The sequence below is a fragment of the Aquaticitalea lipolytica genome, from assembly GCF_014641635.1.
GTDB lineage: Bacteria > Bacteroidota > Bacteroidia > Flavobacteriales > Flavobacteriaceae > Aquaticitalea > Aquaticitalea lipolytica.
Window position 1 is genome coordinate 1167435 of sequence record NZ_BMIC01000001.1, and the last position, 17790, is coordinate 1185224.

General features: G+C 31.4%; 20 protein-coding genes. 11 read left to right on the plus strand and 9 right to left on the minus strand.

The genetic code is table 11. The features are described 5' to 3' along the window. Positions 1-74: 74 nt before the first annotated feature. A complete protein-coding gene (locus IEW41_RS05440) occupies positions 75-1094 on the plus strand; it encodes an NAD-dependent epimerase/dehydratase family protein (protein ID WP_188605280.1) in 1020 nt (339 codons plus the stop codon). 2 nt (positions 1095-1096) lie between these two features. Here the strand turns inward: IEW41_RS05440 and IEW41_RS05445 are convergent, their stop codons facing one another. The 3 genes from IEW41_RS05445 to IEW41_RS05455 are packed head-to-tail and all read right to left on the minus strand — an operon-like array spanning position 1097 to position 3610. Then, entirely contained in the window at positions 1097-1540 is a 444-nt protein-coding gene (locus IEW41_RS05445; protein ID WP_188605281.1) for a DUF4296 domain-containing protein, read from the minus strand. After that, the gene (locus tag IEW41_RS05450) at positions 1537-2883 is read right to left on the minus strand and encodes a dihydroorotase (RefSeq protein WP_188605282.1); all 1347 of its coding nucleotides are present in this window, start codon (positions 2881-2883) and stop codon (positions 1537-1539) included. The genes IEW41_RS05445 and IEW41_RS05450 overlap by 4 nt, the downstream gene beginning before the upstream one ends. A gap of 1 nt (position 2884) precedes the next feature. Continuing rightward, the gene (locus IEW41_RS05455; RefSeq protein ID WP_188605283.1) at positions 2885-3610 is read right to left on the minus strand and encodes a polyprenol monophosphomannose synthase; all 726 of its coding nucleotides are present in this window, start codon (positions 3608-3610) and stop codon (positions 2885-2887) included. 106 nt (positions 3611-3716) lie between these two features. Between IEW41_RS05455 and IEW41_RS05460 the strand changes: the two genes are divergently transcribed. Both IEW41_RS05460 and IEW41_RS05465 read left to right on the plus strand, forming a co-directional pair. Beyond that, positions 3717-4364, plus strand: coding sequence for a DUF4271 domain-containing protein (locus IEW41_RS05460; protein ID WP_188605284.1), 648 nt, complete (start codon positions 3717-3719; stop codon positions 4362-4364). Positions 4365-4384: 20 nt separating this feature from the next. Beyond that, positions 4385-5134 (plus strand): uroporphyrinogen-III synthase, encoded by a 750-nt coding sequence (locus IEW41_RS05465; protein WP_188605285.1) that lies wholly within the window; start codon positions 4385-4387, stop codon positions 5132-5134. Positions 5135-5206: 72 nt separating this feature from the next. Here the strand turns inward: IEW41_RS05465 and pckA are convergent, their stop codons facing one another. Further along, entirely contained in the window at positions 5207-6820 is a 1614-nt protein-coding gene (gene pckA, locus IEW41_RS05470; protein ID WP_188605286.1) for a phosphoenolpyruvate carboxykinase (ATP), read from the minus strand. A gap of 61 nt (positions 6821-6881) precedes the next feature. After that, entirely contained in the window at positions 6882-7277 is a 396-nt protein-coding gene (locus IEW41_RS05475) for a DUF423 domain-containing protein (protein ID WP_188605287.1), read from the minus strand. A 79-nt stretch (positions 7278-7356) separates the two neighbouring features. Between IEW41_RS05475 and IEW41_RS05480 the strand changes: the two genes are divergently transcribed. Beyond that, positions 7357-8721, plus strand: coding sequence for a saccharopine dehydrogenase family protein (locus IEW41_RS05480; RefSeq protein WP_188605288.1), 1365 nt, complete (start codon positions 7357-7359; stop codon positions 8719-8721). Between the two features lie 101 nt (positions 8722-8822). Beyond that, entirely contained in the window at positions 8823-9293 is a 471-nt protein-coding gene (locus tag IEW41_RS05485; protein ID WP_188605289.1) for an Lrp/AsnC ligand binding domain-containing protein, read from the plus strand. Positions 9294-9341: 48 nt separating this feature from the next. Here the strand turns inward: IEW41_RS05485 and IEW41_RS05490 are convergent, their stop codons facing one another. Both IEW41_RS05490 and IEW41_RS05495 read right to left on the minus strand, forming a co-directional pair. Then, positions 9342-10067: a Bax inhibitor-1/YccA family protein gene (locus tag IEW41_RS05490; protein ID WP_188605290.1), complete on the minus strand. Its 726-nt coding sequence runs from the start codon at positions 10065-10067 to the stop codon at positions 9342-9344. A 98-nt stretch (positions 10068-10165) separates the two neighbouring features. After that, complete coding sequence (locus IEW41_RS05495) at positions 10166-10861, minus strand: zinc metallopeptidase (RefSeq protein ID WP_188605291.1); 696 nt, start codon at positions 10859-10861, stop codon at positions 10166-10168. A gap of 152 nt (positions 10862-11013) precedes the next feature. Here IEW41_RS05495 and IEW41_RS05500 point away from each other — a divergent pair, with 152 nt between their 5' ends. Continuing rightward, positions 11014-11433, plus strand: a complete 420-nt coding sequence (locus IEW41_RS05500; RefSeq protein WP_188605292.1) for a hypothetical protein — start codon at positions 11014-11016, stop codon at positions 11431-11433. Here IEW41_RS05500 and IEW41_RS05505 read toward each other — a convergent pair whose 3' ends face one another. Continuing rightward, entirely contained in the window at positions 11434-11733 is a 300-nt protein-coding gene (locus IEW41_RS05505; RefSeq protein ID WP_188605293.1) for a DUF6370 family protein, read from the minus strand. It lies immediately after the preceding gene. Between the two features lie 91 nt (positions 11734-11824). Next, positions 11825-14821, minus strand: coding sequence for a leucine--tRNA ligase (locus IEW41_RS05510; RefSeq protein ID WP_188605294.1), 2997 nt, complete (start codon positions 14819-14821; stop codon positions 11825-11827). A gap of 126 nt (positions 14822-14947) precedes the next feature. Here IEW41_RS05510 and IEW41_RS05515 point away from each other — a divergent pair, with 126 nt between their 5' ends. Genes IEW41_RS05515 through IEW41_RS05535 form a run of 5 tightly spaced genes read left to right on the plus strand, consistent with a single transcriptional unit; the run spans position 14948 to position 17785 of the window. Beyond that, positions 14948-15826, plus strand: a complete 879-nt coding sequence (locus IEW41_RS05515) for a cell division protein FtsX (protein WP_188605295.1) — start codon at positions 14948-14950, stop codon at positions 15824-15826. 1 nt (position 15827) lies between these two features. Then, entirely contained in the window at positions 15828-16340 is a 513-nt protein-coding gene (locus IEW41_RS05520) for a hypothetical protein (protein ID WP_188605296.1), read from the plus strand. A gap of 9 nt (positions 16341-16349) precedes the next feature. After that, complete coding sequence (locus IEW41_RS05525; protein WP_188605297.1) at positions 16350-16685, plus strand: hypothetical protein; 336 nt, start codon at positions 16350-16352, stop codon at positions 16683-16685. A gap of 2 nt (positions 16686-16687) precedes the next feature. Further along, positions 16688-16954, plus strand: a complete 267-nt coding sequence (locus tag IEW41_RS05530; RefSeq protein WP_188605298.1) for a DUF3098 domain-containing protein — start codon at positions 16688-16690, stop codon at positions 16952-16954. A gap of 36 nt (positions 16955-16990) precedes the next feature. Further along, a complete protein-coding gene (locus IEW41_RS05535) occupies positions 16991-17785 on the plus strand; it encodes an undecaprenyl-diphosphate phosphatase (RefSeq protein ID WP_188605299.1) in 795 nt (264 codons plus the stop codon). Positions 17786-17790: the final 5 nt, after the last annotated feature.

Below are 17790 nucleotides of genomic sequence, written 5' to 3' on the forward strand. Positions count from 1 at the left end.
TAATAAACTGTCGCAAAGATAAAAATCAATGCATAATTACTAGTCAATTATGAATAATTCTTTACCTTAGTTATATGATTTTAGTTACAGGAGGCACAGGTTTAGTAGGTTCGCATTTACTTTATAAATTAGCAACTACCACAAAAAACATTAGGGCAATATACAGAAGAACTCATAAATTGGAATCTGTAAAAAAAGTATTTTCATACTATACAGAAGATTTTGAGACACTTTTTGATTCAATTGATTGGGTTGAAACCGACTTAAATGATTTGCCTACATTATCTGAAGCATTTAACAATGTTACACATGTATATCATTGCGCTGCTTTTGTAAGCTTTGAACCAGACAAATACCATCAACTTCGTAAAATTAATATTCAAGGCACTGCCAATATTGTTAATTTATGTGTTGCAAATAATGTACAGAAATTATGTTATGTGAGCTCTATTGCAGCTATTGGACATAATAAAACTAATGATATTATTAGTGAAACTACCGAATGGAATCCAGAATACGACAATAGCGTTTATGCTATTACAAAATATGGTGCCGAAATTGAAGTTTGGAGAGGTACTCAAGAAGGTGTTGACGCTGTAATTGTAAACCCTGGAATTATTTTAGGTCCTGGTTATTGGAATGGTGGTGGAAGTGGAAGTTTAATTAAACAGGTTTATAAAGGATTTTCACACTATACACATGGTGTTACTGCTTATGTTGATGTTTGGGACGTTGTCGCTATTATGCAAAAGCTAATGCAAAGCGACATAAAAAACGAACGTTTTATTCTCATATCAGATAATTTGTCGTTTAAAGAGTTTCAAGATAAAACAGCAAAAATTTTGGGTGTTGCTCCAGCTAAAAAGGAAGCTTCAAAATTTATTTTAGAAATGGGTTGGCGATTAGATTGGCTAAACCATAAACTTTTTGGCAAACGAAGAAGACTATCAAAACAAGTAGCAAAAACTGCTAGAACCAAAACTTTTTATGATAATTCTAAAATTAAAAATGCTTTAGGGTTTGAGTTTAGCGCCATAGACAACTCATTAGAAACAGTGTGTGGATATTTTATGAAGGATCAAAGAAAAAGCTAAGCCTATTGCTTAACCTCTTTAAATTCTTTTAAAACTTTAGGTGATTTTTTTAATTCTTTAGCTCTAGTTGCTTCTTTAAGTTCTTTTTCAGCTTTAAGTTCTTCCTCATTTATAGCTTCATACTTTACTTTTTCACTTTCAATTTTCTCTTTCACCTTATTAATTATACCTTCATAAACCTCAGTATCAAAAGCATAATAATCGTTACTATTCGCAAATTGTAAGCTATCAATACTGTGTTTTTTATATATAAACTCTTGAGGGAGAATACCATTGTTTTCAAGTAATGTTTTATTAATTCCTTTTGCAGAATTCATTATGTAAACATCATAAATAATTTCAGACATTTTATCTTTTGAAATTAAATTATCTGGCTTTTTTGGTCGGTTAACAGAATTGCAACCAACAAAAAGAATAATATACATTATGAAAACTAAAATTCTCATCTATTGAAAGTTAATCGTTTTGCTGGTTTTACATCAAAAAACTTAGAATTTTGATACACCAAGGTTCCATTAACAAATGTATGTGTTACTCTAGATTTAAAGTTAACACCTTCAAATGGAGACCACCCACATTTATACAATAAATTTTCTTTTTTTACAGTCCAAGGACTATTTATATCTACAACAACTAAATCGGCAAAATATCCAGGCTTTACATAACCTCGTCTATCTATTTGAAACAAAATAGCAGGATTATGACACATTTTTTCGACAATTTTTTCTAGCGATATTTTTCCTTTATGATAAGCTTCCACCATAGCTACCAAAGCATGTTGAACAAGTGGTCCTCCTGAAGGAGCATCTGTGTATACATTTTTCTTTTCTTGCAGCGTATGAGGTGCATGGTCTGTAGCTATTACATCAATCCTATCATCTAACAGTGCTTTCCACAACTCTTCCCTATCGTTAGCAGTTTTTACAGCAGGATTCCATTTAATGAGTGTGCCTTTTTGTTTGTAATCTTCATCACTAAACCATAAATGATGGATACAAACTTCGGCTGTTATCTTTTTGTCTTTTAAAGGAATTTTGTTTGAAAACAATTTAGTTTCCTTTCCTGTAGACAAATGAAAAACGTGTAATCTTGCACCTGTTTTCTTTGCTAATTCGATAGCTTTAGAAGATGACAAATAACACGCCTCTTCACTTCTTATAATTGGATGGCACTCAATTGGAATATCATTACCATACTTTTTTAAATGAATATCTAGATTTTCTCTTATTGTGGTTTCATCTTCACAATGTACAGCAATTAACAACTTAGTACTCTTGAATATTTTTTCTAAAACCTCAGGATTATCAACCAACATATTTCCAGTTGATGAGCCTAAAAACAACTTTAATGCAGCAACGTTTTTAGGGTCGACTTTTAAAATTTCTTCAAGGTTATCGTTTGTACCACCAAACATAAAAGAATAGTTAGCATGCGATGTTTTTGCTGCGATATCAAACTTTTCTTCAAGTTTTTCAACCGTTGTTGTATTTGGAACCGTGTTTGGCATTTCAATAAATGATGTAATTCCACCAGCAATTGCAGCTTTAGATTCGGTTTCTATTGTTGCTTTATGGGTTAATCCAGGCTCTCTAAAATGAACTTGGTCATCTATAACACCTGGAAACACATAGCTTCCTTCAACATCCAATACTTTAACATCTGACGATTTCGCGCTTATTGAATCTGAAATTTCTTTTATAAACTCACCTTCAATAAGTATATCGCCTTCAAAAATACTGCCTTCATTAACAATTTTGGCATTCTTAATAAGCACTGTTTTTTCCTTCATTTTATTCTTTACCAAGTAAACTCTTAAACTTCATTTTTAGTACTCCAAAAATAGCTTCATTAATAATTCTTCCGCTCATTTTAGATTTTCCTTTTGTTCTATCAGTAAAAATTACTGGAACTTCAACAATTTTAAACTTTTTTAAATACGCTTTATACTTCATTTCAATTTGAAATGCATATCCAACAAACTTAACACTATCTAAATCTATAGTAGATAGCACTTTTCGTTTATAGCATACAAAACCAGCAGTAGTATCTTGTATTTTCATTCTGGTTATAAATCTCACATATTTAGATGCAAAATATGATAACAAAATTCTGGTCATTGGCCAGTTTACAACATTTACACCATCTATATATCTTGAGCCAATTGCTAAATCTGCTCCATCAATATGGCAGGCATTATAAAGTTTTATTAGGTCGTTTGGATTATGAGAAAAATCAGCATCCATTTCAAAAACATACTCATAATCTCTATCCAAACACCATTTAAAACCATCAATGTATGCAGTACCTAAACCAGTTTTAAGTTTTCTTTCTAATAAAAATAGTCTGTCTCCAAACTCTTTTTGTAAGCTTTTTACTTTAAGACCTGTTAAATCTGGCGAATTATCATCAACAATAAGAATATTAAAAGCTTTTTCTTGAGCAAATACTGCTCTTATTATAGCTTCAACATTCTCAATTTCATTATAAGTTGGAATGATGACAATAGTGTCTCTCATTAAAATTTAATTTTAGCAAAAGTAAGTTTTTTTAAAGTATTAATTTTATTGAAAGAAGCATAAATAAAAGTTAAACAGATAAAATATTCTTTATAATTTAGCAAACATGTTACGAGAAATAGTATCTAACGAATGGTTTACCATTTTCATTGTATTTGGCTTGGTGTTAATTACCATGTCTAAATTTTTATTTGCTAAACGTTTTGAGGATTTTTTGCAAGTAATTGGTAATTCTAAATATCTTAAAATTTACGAAAGAGATCAGAAATTTATTGATGGCTTTGATACGCTTTTGTTTTTAAACTTAGTTTTTGGAGCTGCAACCTTTTCTTATATAGCTTACTCAACAGTTATTAGCCCAATTAAATTTGAAATCATAACATTCTTAAAAGTTGTTTTTGGTGTTGCTGCTTTAATATTAATGAAAGTACTTTTTGAACGCTTAATTGCTAGCTTATTTGAAATTGATAGAATTATAGATTCTTACCTATTTCAAAAAACCAGCTATCTTAATTTTAGTGGCTTTATACTACTACCAATAAACGTGTTATTAATTTTTACATTAGAGCCTTCTAAAACAATTATATATATAGTATTAGCTGTTTTGCTTTTAATAAATCTCATTGGATTGTTTACTTCTTTCAAAAACTACCAAAAATTAATTATCAATAACTTATTCTATTTTATTTTGTATCTTTGCGCACTTGAAATTGGACCTTATCTGATTTTATATAAACTAATTATAGAATATTAAGCTAAACCTAACTTAGGCCTATGAAAGTGAAAACAATTTTAGTTTCTCAGCCCGAACCTAAAATCGAAAATTCGCCTTATTTTGATCTTCAAGAAAAGCAGAAGGTAAAAATTGACTTCAGACCATTTATACATGTAGAAGGTGTACCAGCAAAAGATATCAGACAACAAAAAGTTGATTTGAATAACTACACTGCTATTATACTAACAAGTAGAAATTCTGTTGATCATTTTTTTAGAGTTGCTGAAGAAATGCGTTTTAAAGTTCCGGATACTATGAAATACTTTTGCCAATCGGAAGCAGTAGCTTTTTATTTGCAAAAATATGTGGTGTACAGAAAACGTAAGATCTATGTAGGTAAACGCGAATTTGAAGACTTATCTCCATTAATTAAAAAATATAAGGATGAGTCATTTTTACTTCCAACTACAGATAAATTAAAAGATGAAGTGCCTAAAACTTTAAACTCACTTAACGTGAAGTGGAAAGAAGCCATTTTTTACAAAACTGTAATTAGTGATTTATCTGATTTAGAAAATGTGTTTTATGACATTTTAGTATTTTTTAGTCCTTCAGGAATTGATTCATTATTACATAATTTTCCTGACTTTAAACAAAATGACACTAGAATAGCTGTTTTTGGTAATACTACTATTAAAGCTGTTGAAGAAGCAGGATTGCGTGTTGATATTGCTGCTCCAACTCCAGAAACACCATCTATGACTATGGCTTTAGAGAAATATATTGAAAAAGTAAATAAAGGAAAATAATAAACCTTTATCCATATAAAAACAAAAAGCGCGATTTTAAAAATCGCGCTTTTTTTATTCTAGTTTATCTTATTAACTTTTTAAGTTTGGAGCTCCAGCAAGAATTTCGTCATTAGCAAACTCTTCAAACTTTTTGAAGTTTTCTCTAAACGATTCAGATAATTTGTAAGCTGTTTTATAATAAGCTTCATCATTATTCCATGTTTGTCTAGAACTTAATACTTCTGTTGGTACACCAGGACAAAATCTTGGTTGTAATAATCCAAATACTGAATGTGTTCTGTATGTTTCTGGAGTCACTAAGTCTAAATCTCCATTAAGTGCAGCTGTAATCATGGCACGTGTGTATTTTAATTTAATACGACTTCCTACACCATAAGCTCCACCAGTCCAACCTGTATTAATTAACCATACATTAACACCTGTTTCTTTCATTTTAGCACTTAACATCTCTGCATACTTTGTAGGATGCAATGGCATGAAAGGCGCTCCAAAACATGCTGAGAAATTTGGTGTTGGCTCATCAATACCTGCTTCTGTTCCAGCAACCTTAGCGGTATATCCAGAAATGAAATGGTAAGCTGCCTGACCAGGAGTTAATTTAGATATTGGAGGCAATACACCAAAAGCATCTGCTGTTAAGAAAAATATATTTTTAGGATTTTTCCCTATTGATGGTACTTGAATATCTTTAATATGATCAATTGGGTAACTTACTCTGGTGTTTTGGGTAATAGATATATCTTCGTAATCAACTTCTCCTTTATCATTCATAACAACATTTTCAAGGATTGCTCCTTTTTTAATTGCATGATAAATATCTGGCTCATTTTCTTCCGTTAGATTAATCACTTTTGCGTAGCAACCACCTTCAAAATTAAACACAGTGTTTTCTGCTGTCCAACCATGTTCATCATCTCCAATTAATCTTCTGTTTGGATCTGCTGACAATGTTGTTTTACCAGTTCCTGATAATCCAAAGAAAATTGCAGTATCTCCATCTTTACCAACATTAGCACTACAATGCATTGGTAAAGTATTTTTGTAAACAGGTAGAATAAAATTTAAAGCTGAAAAAATTCCTTTTTTAATTTCACCTGTATAACCTGTTCCTCCAATTAGTGCAATTTTTCTAGTAAAGTCTAAAATAGCAAAGTTATGCTGACGTGTTCCATCTACTTCAGGGTTAGCCATAAATCCTGGAGCATTAACAATAGTCCATTCTGGTGTAAAATTTTCTAATTCTTTTTCTGTTGGACGTAAAAACATGTTATAAGCAAACTGATTGCTCCAAGCATATTCTGTTATAACTCTAATATTTAATTTGTATTTCTCATCTGCACAAGCATAACTATCTCTTACAAAAACTTCCTTATCTGAAAGGTATGCTGTTACTTTTTTGTATAATTTTTCAAACTTATCAGACTCAAAAGGAATGTTAACATTTCCCCACCATACTTTATCTTCAGTAACTGCGTCTTTTACAATAAACCTGTCTTTTGGTGAACGTCCTGTAAATTCTCCAGTATTTACTGCTAAAGCTCCAGTAGAGGCTTCAACACCTTGTCCTTTTTTTATTGCAATCTCGTGAAGTTGGTCTGGTGAGAGTTGATAATTAACTTTGGCATTTTTAATTCCATATTGTTCTAACGAAATCGATTTCGTAGTTTGGGTATGATCTACCATAATATTTTTGTGTTGTTTGTTGATGCAAAATTAAACATTATTTTAAAGTACACACCTAATTTTATGATTTATCCTTATCGATTTTTAAAAAGTTTATCAACAAAATTAGCCAAGCTGCTATTAATAATAATCCTCCAATTGGAGTTATAAATCCTATCGTTTTAAAATCGAAACCTGTAAGTGTATTTGTAGCTAACGCATATATAGAACCAGAAAAAAACAAAAGCCCAATAAGTGTACAATAAAATATAGATTTCTTAGCTTTTAATGAGATTATTGAGGTTGTTCCCACAAACAAAAGAAAAATAGAATGATACATTTGGTATCGTACTCCTGTCTCAAATGTTTGTTGAAATTCTACCGAAATAAGTTCTTTTAAACCATGAGCTGCAAAAGCTCCTAAAACAATACTTAATATCCCTAAAATGGCTGCTGTAATTAATATAGTTTTGTTCATATAAAGTTTGTGTTTAAATTTTTATAACCTTTAGTATTTAGTAAATTCGCAATTACAAAATTACTCAACAAATCCCATTATGCGAAAGATTTTAGTTATAGGTTCTGGAAAATCAACCTCATACCTTATAAAATATTTATTAGATAAATCAACTACAGAAAACCTACATGTTATTGTTGGAGATATTAACATACATAATGCTAAAAAACTAATAGGAAAGCATGAAAATGCTCAAGCTATAATGCTAGATGTTTTTGATAAGTCTTCTCGCATAAACGCAATCCAAAATGCTGATATAGTAGTATCAATGCTTCCTGCTCGCTTTCATATAGAAGTTGCAAAAGACTGTATTACATATAATAAAAACATGGTAACTGCATCTTACGTAAGTGACGAAATGCAAGCACTTGATAAAGCTGTTAAAGAAAAAGGGTTAGTGTTTATGAACGAAATTGGTGTAGATCCAGGTATTGACCACATGAGTGCTATGAAAGTAATTGACAGCATCAGATCTAAAGGCGGTAAAATGATTTTATTTGAATCGTTTACTGGAGGATTAGTAGCTCCTGAAAGCGATACCAACTTATGGAATTACAAATTTACATGGAACCCACGAAATGTAGTTGTAGCTGGACAAGGTGGAGCAGCAAAATTTATACAAGAAGGTACTTACAAATATATACCTTACCATAGATTATTTAGACGAACTGAGTTTTTAGAAGTAGAAGGCTTTGGTCGTTTTGAAGCTTATGCTAATCGCGACTCTTTAAAGTATCAAAGTGTTTACGGATTAGATGATGTAAAAACATTATATCGTGGTACTATACGACGTGTTGGTTTTAGCAGAGCTTGGAATATGTTTGTACAATTAGGGATGACTGATGATAGTTATACTATTGATGATAGTGAAAATATGAGTTATCGCGACTTTGTAAATTCATTCTTACCATATAGTCATACAGATTCTGTTGAATTAAAATTTAGATACCAATTAAAAATTGAGCAAGACGATATTATTTGGGATAAATTTTTAGAGCTAGATATTTTTAATTCTAAAAAAATGGTAGAGCTTAAAAAAGCAACACCTGCTGAAATTCTTCAAAAAATACTAATGGACAGTTGGACATTAGAAGAAGATGATAAAGATATGATTGTGATGTATCACAAATTTGGCTATGAGTTAAATGGGAAAATGCATCAAATAGATTCTACAATGGTTACTAAGGGAGAAGACCAAACTTATACTGCAATGGCTAAAACTGTTGGGTTACCTGTTGCAATTGCAACCTTAGCAATTTTAAATGAAAAAATTAAAACGCCTGGTGTTCAAATTCCGATAACCAAAGAAGTTTATGATCCTATTTTAAAAGAGTTAGAAGATTATGATATTCAATTTACAGAGTCTGATGTACCTTATTTAGGTTATAATGCTTTGAATGTTTGAAGAGCACAAAACATAGAATATAATTACAGTTTGGCTGAACCTGAATTACAATTTTAAATCATTTTATTACTTTTATCTTTTAAACAGAAATACAAATACTGATGAAAATTGTAAATCAAAATTTACAGATAGATGGTATCGATAAAAAGATACTTCGTGCATTAATGCAAGATGCAAGAACTCCTGTTCTAGAAATTGCACGACAAGTAGGTATTTCTGGAGCAGCTATACACCAACGGTTACGCAAACTTGAAAAATCTGGTTTAATTTCGGGTTCTAAATTTGTTATCAACCCTAAAATTTTAGGTTATACAACAATGGCTTTTATTGGTATTTATTTAGATAAAGCAGTAAGTAATCCTGAAGCTGTAAAACAATTACAAAAAATACCTGAAGTTTTAGAATGTCATTATACTACAGGTAACTGGAGTATTTTTATTAAAATACTTTGTAAAGATAATGAGCATTTAATGCATTTATTAAATAAAGAAATTCAGTCAATTGAAGGTGTTTCAAGAACCGAAACCTTTATATCATTAGCACAGCAAATAGATAGACAAATTAAAATATAAAAAAAGCCTCTGAAAATTCAGAGGCTTTTTTATTTATTATGATAATGCTTAATCTCTAGACATAAAAATACTCAATATATACCAGAACAATAACATTAAAGATGCAAACAATCCTAAAGCTGCTGGTATATAATCTTCACTAGAATATTTATTTACCAAATTTGATGTTTGGTATAAAATTGAACCTCCTGCTAATAAACACATAGCAACTGAAAACCACAGTCCTAAATTAAACCCAAAAAGAGAACCTGCAATAATTAATCCTATAGCAATAAAAAAACCTATTGTTAATCCTGTTTTTAAAAACGAAAAATCTTTTTTAGTAAAAAACACAACTGCTGACAATCCTGTAAATAATGCTAGTGTTACTATGGCTGCTTGATTTAAAATTTCAGGACCAGAATCCATATAAAAAGCTGCAATATAAATTAAAGGCACAAAAATAAATGCTTCAGCCAAAATATATAAACCATAGGCTAAATATTGCTTGTTTTTATCTGGAGTTTTTAGAGCCATTCTTTCAGCATATGTAGTAATAAACATAAACCCTCCTAGCATTAAAAGCCATTTAAAACCCTCTGTCATTGATAAAGCAAAGTTGACAATAGTTTCACTTTGAAGCAGTAGATACTCAAATAAAATAAATACTAAAACGCCACCAGCAACATGTGCATAGGTTTTTTTATAAAATGCGACACGATCAACTTCAGATAATGAACTCAATAGTAATTTGCTTTCAAAATTCTGAAAAGGTCCTTCAGGTGAATTTTCCATAATATGTTAGTTTTTTATTAGAAGTTAAAAATATGAAAAAAAATAAACCGAATTACGACAGTATATCGAATTCGGTTTATGGTATATTTTTTAGTGAATTAATCTCTTCCTCCAAACACTTGAAGTGCCCAATATAATAGTGATGCTAAAGCACCTATTGCTGCAACTAAATATGTACGAGCTGCCCATTTAAGTGCATCTTCTGAACCTTTATATTCCTCAGGAGTAACCATGTTTTTTGCTTTTAGCCAAGCTAATGCTCTATTACTAGCATCATATTCAACTGGTAATGTTATAAAACTAAATACAGTTGCAACTGCCATAAATGCTAATCCAGCTACTGCAATCCATTGTCCGAAACCAACACCTGCTGCTCCTGCTAATATCAAGCCTCCAATAACCAACCATTGCGACATACCTGATGTCACACTTACCATTGGCACTAAAGTAGAGCGTGTTTGTAACCAACTATAAGCTTGAGCATGTTGTACAGCATGTCCACACTCGTGCGCTGCAACTGCTGCTGCTGCTGCATTTCGTTGATTGTAAACAGCCTCACTTAAGTTTACTGTTTTGTTCTTAGGGTTGTAATGATCTGTTAATTGCCCTGCAACAGATATTACCTCAACATCATAAATGCCATTATCTGCCAACATTTTTTCGGCAATTTCTTTACCACTCATGCCATTACGTAATTGCACTTTAGAGTAATGTGCAAACTTTTTCTTTAATTGATTACTTACTAACCAACTTACTAGAGCTATAGCTCCTATTAATATATAATATCCAATCATTTTTTATACTTTTTATTAATTGTAAATGTAATACAAGTATAGCAAAAAATAAGCCAAATTTGAGTTAAGAAATTTTGTCAGTATCTTTTTTTTACGCAACCATTTAGCCTTTTTTACATCTACATATAAAGCACTAACTAAAATAACATATTATGAAAAGAATTTTCCTTTATATCGTCTTCTCTTTTTTTATTATTTCATGCACTAATAAAGATGAGGATTCTTTCATGCCTAGCGAAGCAGATCTTATAAGCAAGTGGAAACTTATTGAAATGTATTCTGATCCTGGTGATGGAAGTGGAGATTTTGAAACTGTTAGTAGCAATAAAACTGTTTCATTTTACAGTGACGATGTTATAGCATCAAATGGAGATTTGTGTATTATGGGTACAAATACAACTGATGGAAGTTTTGGAACCTTTACCATAGGAACAACTAATACAATAACACCAAACTCTTGTACTTTTGAGCCACCTTTTAGTATGACTTTTGTGATTGAAAACTCAATACTACTAATATACTATACTTGTATTGAAGCTTGTGTGGAAAAGTATGAATTAATTGAGCAATAATTAATCAAGCATTTTCATAGAAGATACTTGAAATCTATCTCCTTCTAATTTACCTGTAACTTCAGCTTTTCTTACAACTTCACAAAAGCCAGTACCTTTATCATGTGCGTCGCCAAAATCGTCAATATCTGCACCATCCACAAAATAGGCTTTACCATCAAAACGAACCGCTAAATCGCATCCATCTTGAGATGTTAATCCAAATTGGCATTGTCCACAAGATGCTTCAACAGTCTGCTTTTTTTCTTCGCTACAAGCAAAGCTTAAAAACAGAACACAAACAAAAAGTATTTTTTTCATAATTTTTATAATTAATAATTTATTAATCAGATTACAAAGTCGTCCTTTTATCTCGACTGCGCTCGATATGAAAGCCTTAGTCTTAACGACATTAACCAACAATATTTACAATTTTACCAGGAACAATAATTACTTTTTTAGGCGCTCTTCCTTGTAATTGAGCAATAGTTTTTTCGTGAGCCATTACTGCTTTTTCGATGTCATCTTTACTTAAATCTAAAGACAATTCCATCGTGAATTTCATTTTTCCGTTAAAGGAAATCGGATATTCTTTACTGCTCTCTACTAAATGACTTGCATCAAATTTAGGAAAAGCTGCAGTAGAGATAGACTCTTTATGACCTAATTGATTCCATAATTCTTCAGCGATATGTGGCGCATAAGGTGATAATAGAATTAACAAAGGCTCTAAAATCTCTTTACTTGTACACTTTTGAGCTGTTAGCTCATTGCATGCAATCATAAAGGTAGACACAGAAGTATTGAAAGAAAAATTCTCGATATCTTCTTCTACTTTTTTGATGGTTTTATGTAGCGTTTTTAAATTGTCAGCAGTTGGCTTAGCATCATTTACGTTTAAACCATTGTCACCAACATACAACTTCCAGAATTTTTTAAGAAACCCATGAACTCCAGTAATACCAGCAGTATTCCAAGGTTTAGCTTGCTCTAAAGGTCCTAAAAACATTTCGTAAAGCCTTAAACTGTCTGCTCCATATTGCTCACAGATTGCATCAGGATTTACAACATTGTATTTGGATTTGGACATTTTTTCGACGTCTCTAAAAACCGTATAAGTATTATCATCTTCAAAGATCCAACTTACATTTTTAAACTCTGGTCTCCAATTTTTAAAGGCTTCAACATCCAATTCATTTGATGCATTAACTAAAGATACATCTGTATGAATCATTGTTTCACCAAAAGACAATTTATAGATGTCAACTTGATTAGTATCTACATTATTTAAAAAATTATCCAGCTCTGGTAAATCATATTTTTCATTCAGATCAAATAAAGACAAGTCTTCACTAAAATATTTTTGGTAAATTTCAGTTGAACATAATATTGTTGGTAATTTTAATGCCAATTCTTTCAGATAATCTATACTTCCTTTATGAAAGAGAGTATCGACCCACATTAATTTCAATTTAAAAACAAAAGCACTCGTCCCAAGAATCATTCCTTGATTAATTAGTTTTTTTGCAAACTCATCAACAGGTACTAACCCTAAATCGAACATAAATTTTTGCCAGAAGCGTGCATATAATAAATGTCCTGTAGCATGTTCGCTTCCACCAATATATAAATCGACCTGTTGCCAGTAATCTATCGCTTCTTTTGAGAAAATTTCATTCTCATTATGAGGATCCATATAACGATTAAAATACTGTGAGCTTCCTGCCCAACCAGGCATTGTGTTTAGCTCTAAAGGAAATATAGTAGTGTTGTTTATTTTATCATTTGATACAACTGAATTAGTTTCAATACACCAAGCCCAAACTGTTGCATTACCTAAAGGTGGCTCACCATTTTCGGTTGGTAAATATTTTTCAACTTCAGGCAACGTAATTGGTAAATGTTGTGCATCTATCATTTGCGGCATTCCGTTTACATAATACACAGGAAATGGTTCTCCCCAATAACGCTGACGAGAAAACACAGCGTCACGTAATCTATAATTGGTTTTACCTTCCCCTTGACCTAGCTTTTCTAACTCGTAAATGGCTAACTTGGTTGCTTTTTTATAGTTTAATCCGTTAAGGAAATCGCTATTCGCAATTATAGTATTGTCTTTATCCGCAAAGGCTTCTTCACTAATATCTACGCCTTCAAAAATGTTAGGAATAGGAATATTAAAATGCTTTGCAAAATCGTAATCACGTTGGTCGCCACAAGGTACAGACATAACTGCTCCTGTTCCGTAACCAGCCAACACATAATCGCCAATCCAGATTGGAATAGGCTCTTTAGTAAAAGGATGCTCTGCATAAGCTCCTGTAAATGCACCAGAAATGGTTTTTACGTCTGCCATACGTTCGCGTTCGCTTCGTTTTGCAGTGGCTTCAATATAAGCTTCAACCTCAACTTTTTGTTCTGAAGTTGTAATTTTAGATACGAGCTCGTGTTCTGGAGCAAGCGTCATAAAACTAACGCCAAAAATGGTGTCAGGACGTGTTGTGAAGACGTCTATAACCTCATCATGATTATTTACTTTAAAAGTCACACTCGCTCCAACCGATTTTCCAATCCAGTTGCGTTGACTTTCTTTAAGTGAATCTGTCCAATCAATAGTATCTAATCCTTGAAGTAAACGCTCTGCATAGGCAGAAATACGCATACTCCATTGTGTCATTTTTTTACGGATTACAGGATGACCACCACGTTCTGAAACTCCATTTACAATTTCATCATTTGCCAGCACAGTTCCTAAAGCAGGACACCAGTTAACTTCGGTTTCAGCTAAATATGTTAGTCGGTATTGTAAAAGTATTTCTTGTTGTTTTTCAGATGAAAAAGTATTCCATTGTTCAGCGGTAAAAGGTTCAATGTTATCATCACAAACTGCATTTACATTGGCATTTCCTTCTGCTGAAAATTTTGAAATAAGCGTTTCAATAGATTCCGCTTTATTGGTATCGTTATTATACCATGATTCAAACAACTGAATAAAAATCCACTGTGTCCATTTGTAATAATTAGGGTCAGAAGTACGTACTTCTCTGCTCCAATCGAAAGAAAAACCAATTTGGTCTAGTTGTCGTCTATACGTTTTTATGTTTTCTTCTGTCGTTAAAGCTGGATGTTGCCCTGTTTGAATGGCATATTGCTCTGCAGGCAAACCAAAACTATCATAACCTTGAGGATGCAACACATTAAACCCTTTATGACGTTTATAACGTGCATAAATATCGCTAGCAATATAACCTAATGGATGACCTACGTGTAAGCCTGCTCCACTTGGGTAAGGAAACATATCTAGTACGTAATATTTTGGTTTATCGCTAGTGTTTGAGGCTTTAAACGTTTTGTTTTCTGCCCAATATTTTTGCCACTTGGCTTCAATGTCGTTAAAATGGTATTGCATCTTCGTGTTTTTCCGCTTTTAAAAGAGCAAATTTAAACTTATTATAACAATGTTGAAAGTTTAAACGTTGTAAACCTTAACAGAATAGATTTCTTTTATATTTTTACAGCATAATCCATTTTATTTATGAGTTCATCATTTGACAAGTATCAAAAACGCAAATTAATTTCATCTTATTTTTCTGTTGTCATTAGTATTGCTTTGGTTCTTTTTCTATTAGGTTGTCTTGGCTTGTTGGTTTTAAATGCTAAAAAAGTAGCTGACCATTTTAAAGAACAAGTTGTTGTTACTATTTATTTAAATGATTCTGCCAAAGAAGTTGAAGTAAATCAACTAGAGAAAAGTTTAGCTATGGCTGAATATACCAAAAGCACTGAATATGTATCTAAAGAAGCTGCTGCAGAATCGATGAAAGCAGAAACTGGTGAAGATTTTATGGATTTTGTGGGTTATAATCCATTACAAAACTCAATTGACGTTCACCTAAAAGCCGATTTTGTGACTACAGAAACGCTTGAAAGTATCACTGAAGAACTAGCGTCTAAAAAGTTTATTGAAGAGATACGTTATGACAATGATTTGGTTGAGCTTATGAACGATAACGTTAAAAAAATTACCTTTTGGGTGTTGATTATTAGTGCCATTTTTACGCTAATCGCTGTTTTATTGATTAATAGTTCAATACGTTTAGCAGTATACTCAAAACGATTTATTATTAAAACTATGCAAATGGTTGGTGCAACTAAATCGTTTATTAGAAGACCTTTTATATTAAAAAGTGTACAATTAGGTATAATTGGAGCCATTGTTGCTTTAATTGGTATGGCAGTGGTGTTGTATTATCTTAACCAAACATTCCCAGAGTTAGAGCTTGCAAAAAACCCTGTTTTACTTGGAGGTTTATTTATTGGAGTGTTTTTACTAGGCATTTTTATAACTTGGATAAGCACGTTTATTGCAACACAGCGTTTCTTGAATTTAAAAACCGATCAATTGTATTATTAATATGAATACAACTTTAAGAAAAGAAATAATTTGGTTTGCTATTTGCCTCATTCTTATTCTTTTGGTTTACTATTTTAATATTGGTTCATTAAATATTTTTGCTGAATCATTTTTGGATATTAATGTTCATGATACTTATTTTGTTGTTCCTTCATTTCAGTTTTTAATTTTACTTACTCTATTTGTGTTCTTCGATGTTTATCTAATTAGATCTTTCTTTTACAGATTTAAAAATGTAATTGTAAATTATATTTCCTTAACTATAAACCTATTTATGATAGTTGCTTTAAGCTATCTAATTTCGTTTGTGTTTTCTAATGCAGTTTTTGATTCTACAACTATTTACCCTCCTTTATCAGCAGATAATGTAGTTACAGATGAAAATATTTTTGGTCGTTTTTTTTATGTGCCTGTTGTTTTACAAGTTTGCCTTGTATCGATTCAAACAATTCTTGCATTCAAAACTGGTGTGTTGATTCAAAACAAAAAATATGAATCTTCGTTACATAAATAAATTTCAACCATGAAAAATCTAAAGTCGTTTTACATCCTTTCCATTTTTTTACTTTTCTCATCTTGCATAATCAACAATCCTCAACCTGAAGATTGTGTCGTTCAAACTGTAAAAATCATCAAAATTACTGAAGGTACTTCCAATGACATTGTATTTCATGATAACGGAACAGACTTTTATTATATAAATCGAGGATTAGAGCGAGGCTTAAATTTAAATACTCTTAACACAAAAGTTTTAAATAAAACCGTTACTTTGCATTTACCAAAGTTGTTTTTAGGCACATCAGAACATATTGCTCAATTAGTGGTTGAGAACGACACAATTTTTACAGAATTTAAGTAATCATGGGAGAAAAAAAACGCAAAGAAGACAGTAAAAATGAGTTTATCTTCGGAAAGAAAAACTATAAGTTTATGCTTATAGGTTTAGCTTTTATTGCTATTGGTTTTATACTAATGGCAGGAGGCGGAAGTGATGACCCAAATGTATTTGATGAATCTATTTTTAGCTGGAGACGCATACGATTAGCTCCAACATTAGTTTTAATTGGTTTTGCTATTGAAGTATATGCTATTTTATTGAATCCAAACAAAGAAAAAAAATCTAAATAATAGCTCCTAATTATTAAATAACTCTCTCCTAATTTTATGGACTTTATAGATTCAATAATTCTCGGTATAATTCAAGGTCTTACAGAATTTTTACCTGTATCTTCTAGTGGTCATTTAGAACTCGGCAAAGCTATATTAGGAGACCAATCTGTTCCAAAAGAAAGCCTTTTATTTACAGTTGTTTTACATTTTGCAACAGCTTTAAGTACCATAGTTGTTTTTAGAAAAGATATTTGGAGTATTTTAAAAGGTATCTTAAAATTTGAATGGAATGACGACTTGCAATTTGCTTCTAAAATTGCAATTTCAATGATTCCAGCAGTAATTATAGGTGTATTCTTTGAAAAAGAACTAGAGCAACTTTTTGGTGGTAATATTATGCTTGTTGGTTGTATGCTTTTGGTAACTGCATTATTACTGTTTTTAGCAGACAAAGCTAAAGACACGCAAAAAAAGGTAAGTTTTTCTAATGCATTTATTATAGGTGTTTCTCAAGCCATAGCAATGCTTCCAGGAATATCTCGCTCTGGAGCAACAATATCAACTTCTGTTTTACTTGGTAATGATAAAACCAAAGCCGCAAGATTTTCATTCTTAATGGTTGTTCCGCTAATATTCGGTAAAATTGCAAAAGACATATTAAGTGGAGACTTAACTTATGATAGTGCTAACTTTTTACCTTTAAGTGCTGGTTTTATTGCTGCTTTTGTTGCTGGACTTTTTGCCTGCACTTGGATGATTTCATTAGTAAAGAAAAGTAAACTTTCATATTTTGCAATATATTGTAGTGTAATTGGTATTGTTGCCATTTCTTATTCTTTTTTAAACTAAACCCA

Coding starts and splice junctions, on each gene's coding strand:
- IEW41_RS05530 (WP_188605298.1), top strand. CDS start 16,688: ATGGGAGAAAAAAAACGCAAAGAAGACAGTAAAAATGAGTTTATCTTC.
- IEW41_RS05505 (WP_188605293.1), bottom strand. CDS start 11,733: ATGAAAAAAATACTTTTTGTTTGTGTTCTGTTTTTAAGCTTTGCTTGT.
- IEW41_RS05515 (WP_188605295.1), top strand. CDS start 14,948: ATGAGTTCATCATTTGACAAGTATCAAAAACGCAAATTAATTTCATCT.
- IEW41_RS05460 (WP_188605284.1), top strand. CDS start 3,717: ATGTTACGAGAAATAGTATCTAACGAATGGTTTACCATTTTCATTGTA.
- IEW41_RS05480 (WP_188605288.1), top strand. CDS start 7,357: ATGCGAAAGATTTTAGTTATAGGTTCTGGAAAATCAACCTCATACCTT.
- IEW41_RS05495 (WP_188605291.1), bottom strand. CDS start 10,861: ATGATTGGATATTATATATTAATAGGAGCTATAGCTCTAGTAAGTTGG.
- IEW41_RS05455 (WP_188605283.1), bottom strand. CDS start 3,610: ATGAGAGACACTATTGTCATCATTCCAACTTATAATGAAATTGAGAAT.
- IEW41_RS05525 (WP_188605297.1), top strand. CDS start 16,350: ATGAAAAATCTAAAGTCGTTTTACATCCTTTCCATTTTTTTACTTTTC.
- IEW41_RS05445 (WP_188605281.1), bottom strand. CDS start 1,540: ATGAGAATTTTAGTTTTCATAATGTATATTATTCTTTTTGTTGGTTGC.
- pckA (WP_188605286.1), bottom strand. CDS start 6,820: ATGGTAGATCATACCCAAACTACGAAATCGATTTCGTTAGAACAATAT.
- IEW41_RS05440 (WP_188605280.1), top strand. CDS start 75: ATGATTTTAGTTACAGGAGGCACAGGTTTAGTAGGTTCGCATTTACTT.
- IEW41_RS05510 (WP_188605294.1), bottom strand. CDS start 14,821: ATGCAATACCATTTTAACGACATTGAAGCCAAGTGGCAAAAATATTGG.
- IEW41_RS05450 (WP_188605282.1), bottom strand. CDS start 2,883: ATGAAGGAAAAAACAGTGCTTATTAAGAATGCCAAAATTGTTAATGAA.
- IEW41_RS05520 (WP_188605296.1), top strand. CDS start 15,828: ATGAATACAACTTTAAGAAAAGAAATAATTTGGTTTGCTATTTGCCTC.
- IEW41_RS05485 (WP_188605289.1), top strand. CDS start 8,823: ATGAAAATTGTAAATCAAAATTTACAGATAGATGGTATCGATAAAAAG.
- IEW41_RS05490 (WP_188605290.1), bottom strand. CDS start 10,067: ATGGAAAATTCACCTGAAGGACCTTTTCAGAATTTTGAAAGCAAATTA.
- IEW41_RS05465 (WP_188605285.1), top strand. CDS start 4,385: ATGAAAGTGAAAACAATTTTAGTTTCTCAGCCCGAACCTAAAATCGAA.
- IEW41_RS05500 (WP_188605292.1), top strand. CDS start 11,014: ATGAAAAGAATTTTCCTTTATATCGTCTTCTCTTTTTTTATTATTTCA.
- IEW41_RS05535 (WP_188605299.1), top strand. CDS start 16,991: ATGGACTTTATAGATTCAATAATTCTCGGTATAATTCAAGGTCTTACA.
- IEW41_RS05475 (WP_188605287.1), bottom strand. CDS start 7,277: ATGAACAAAACTATATTAATTACAGCAGCCATTTTAGGGATATTAAGT.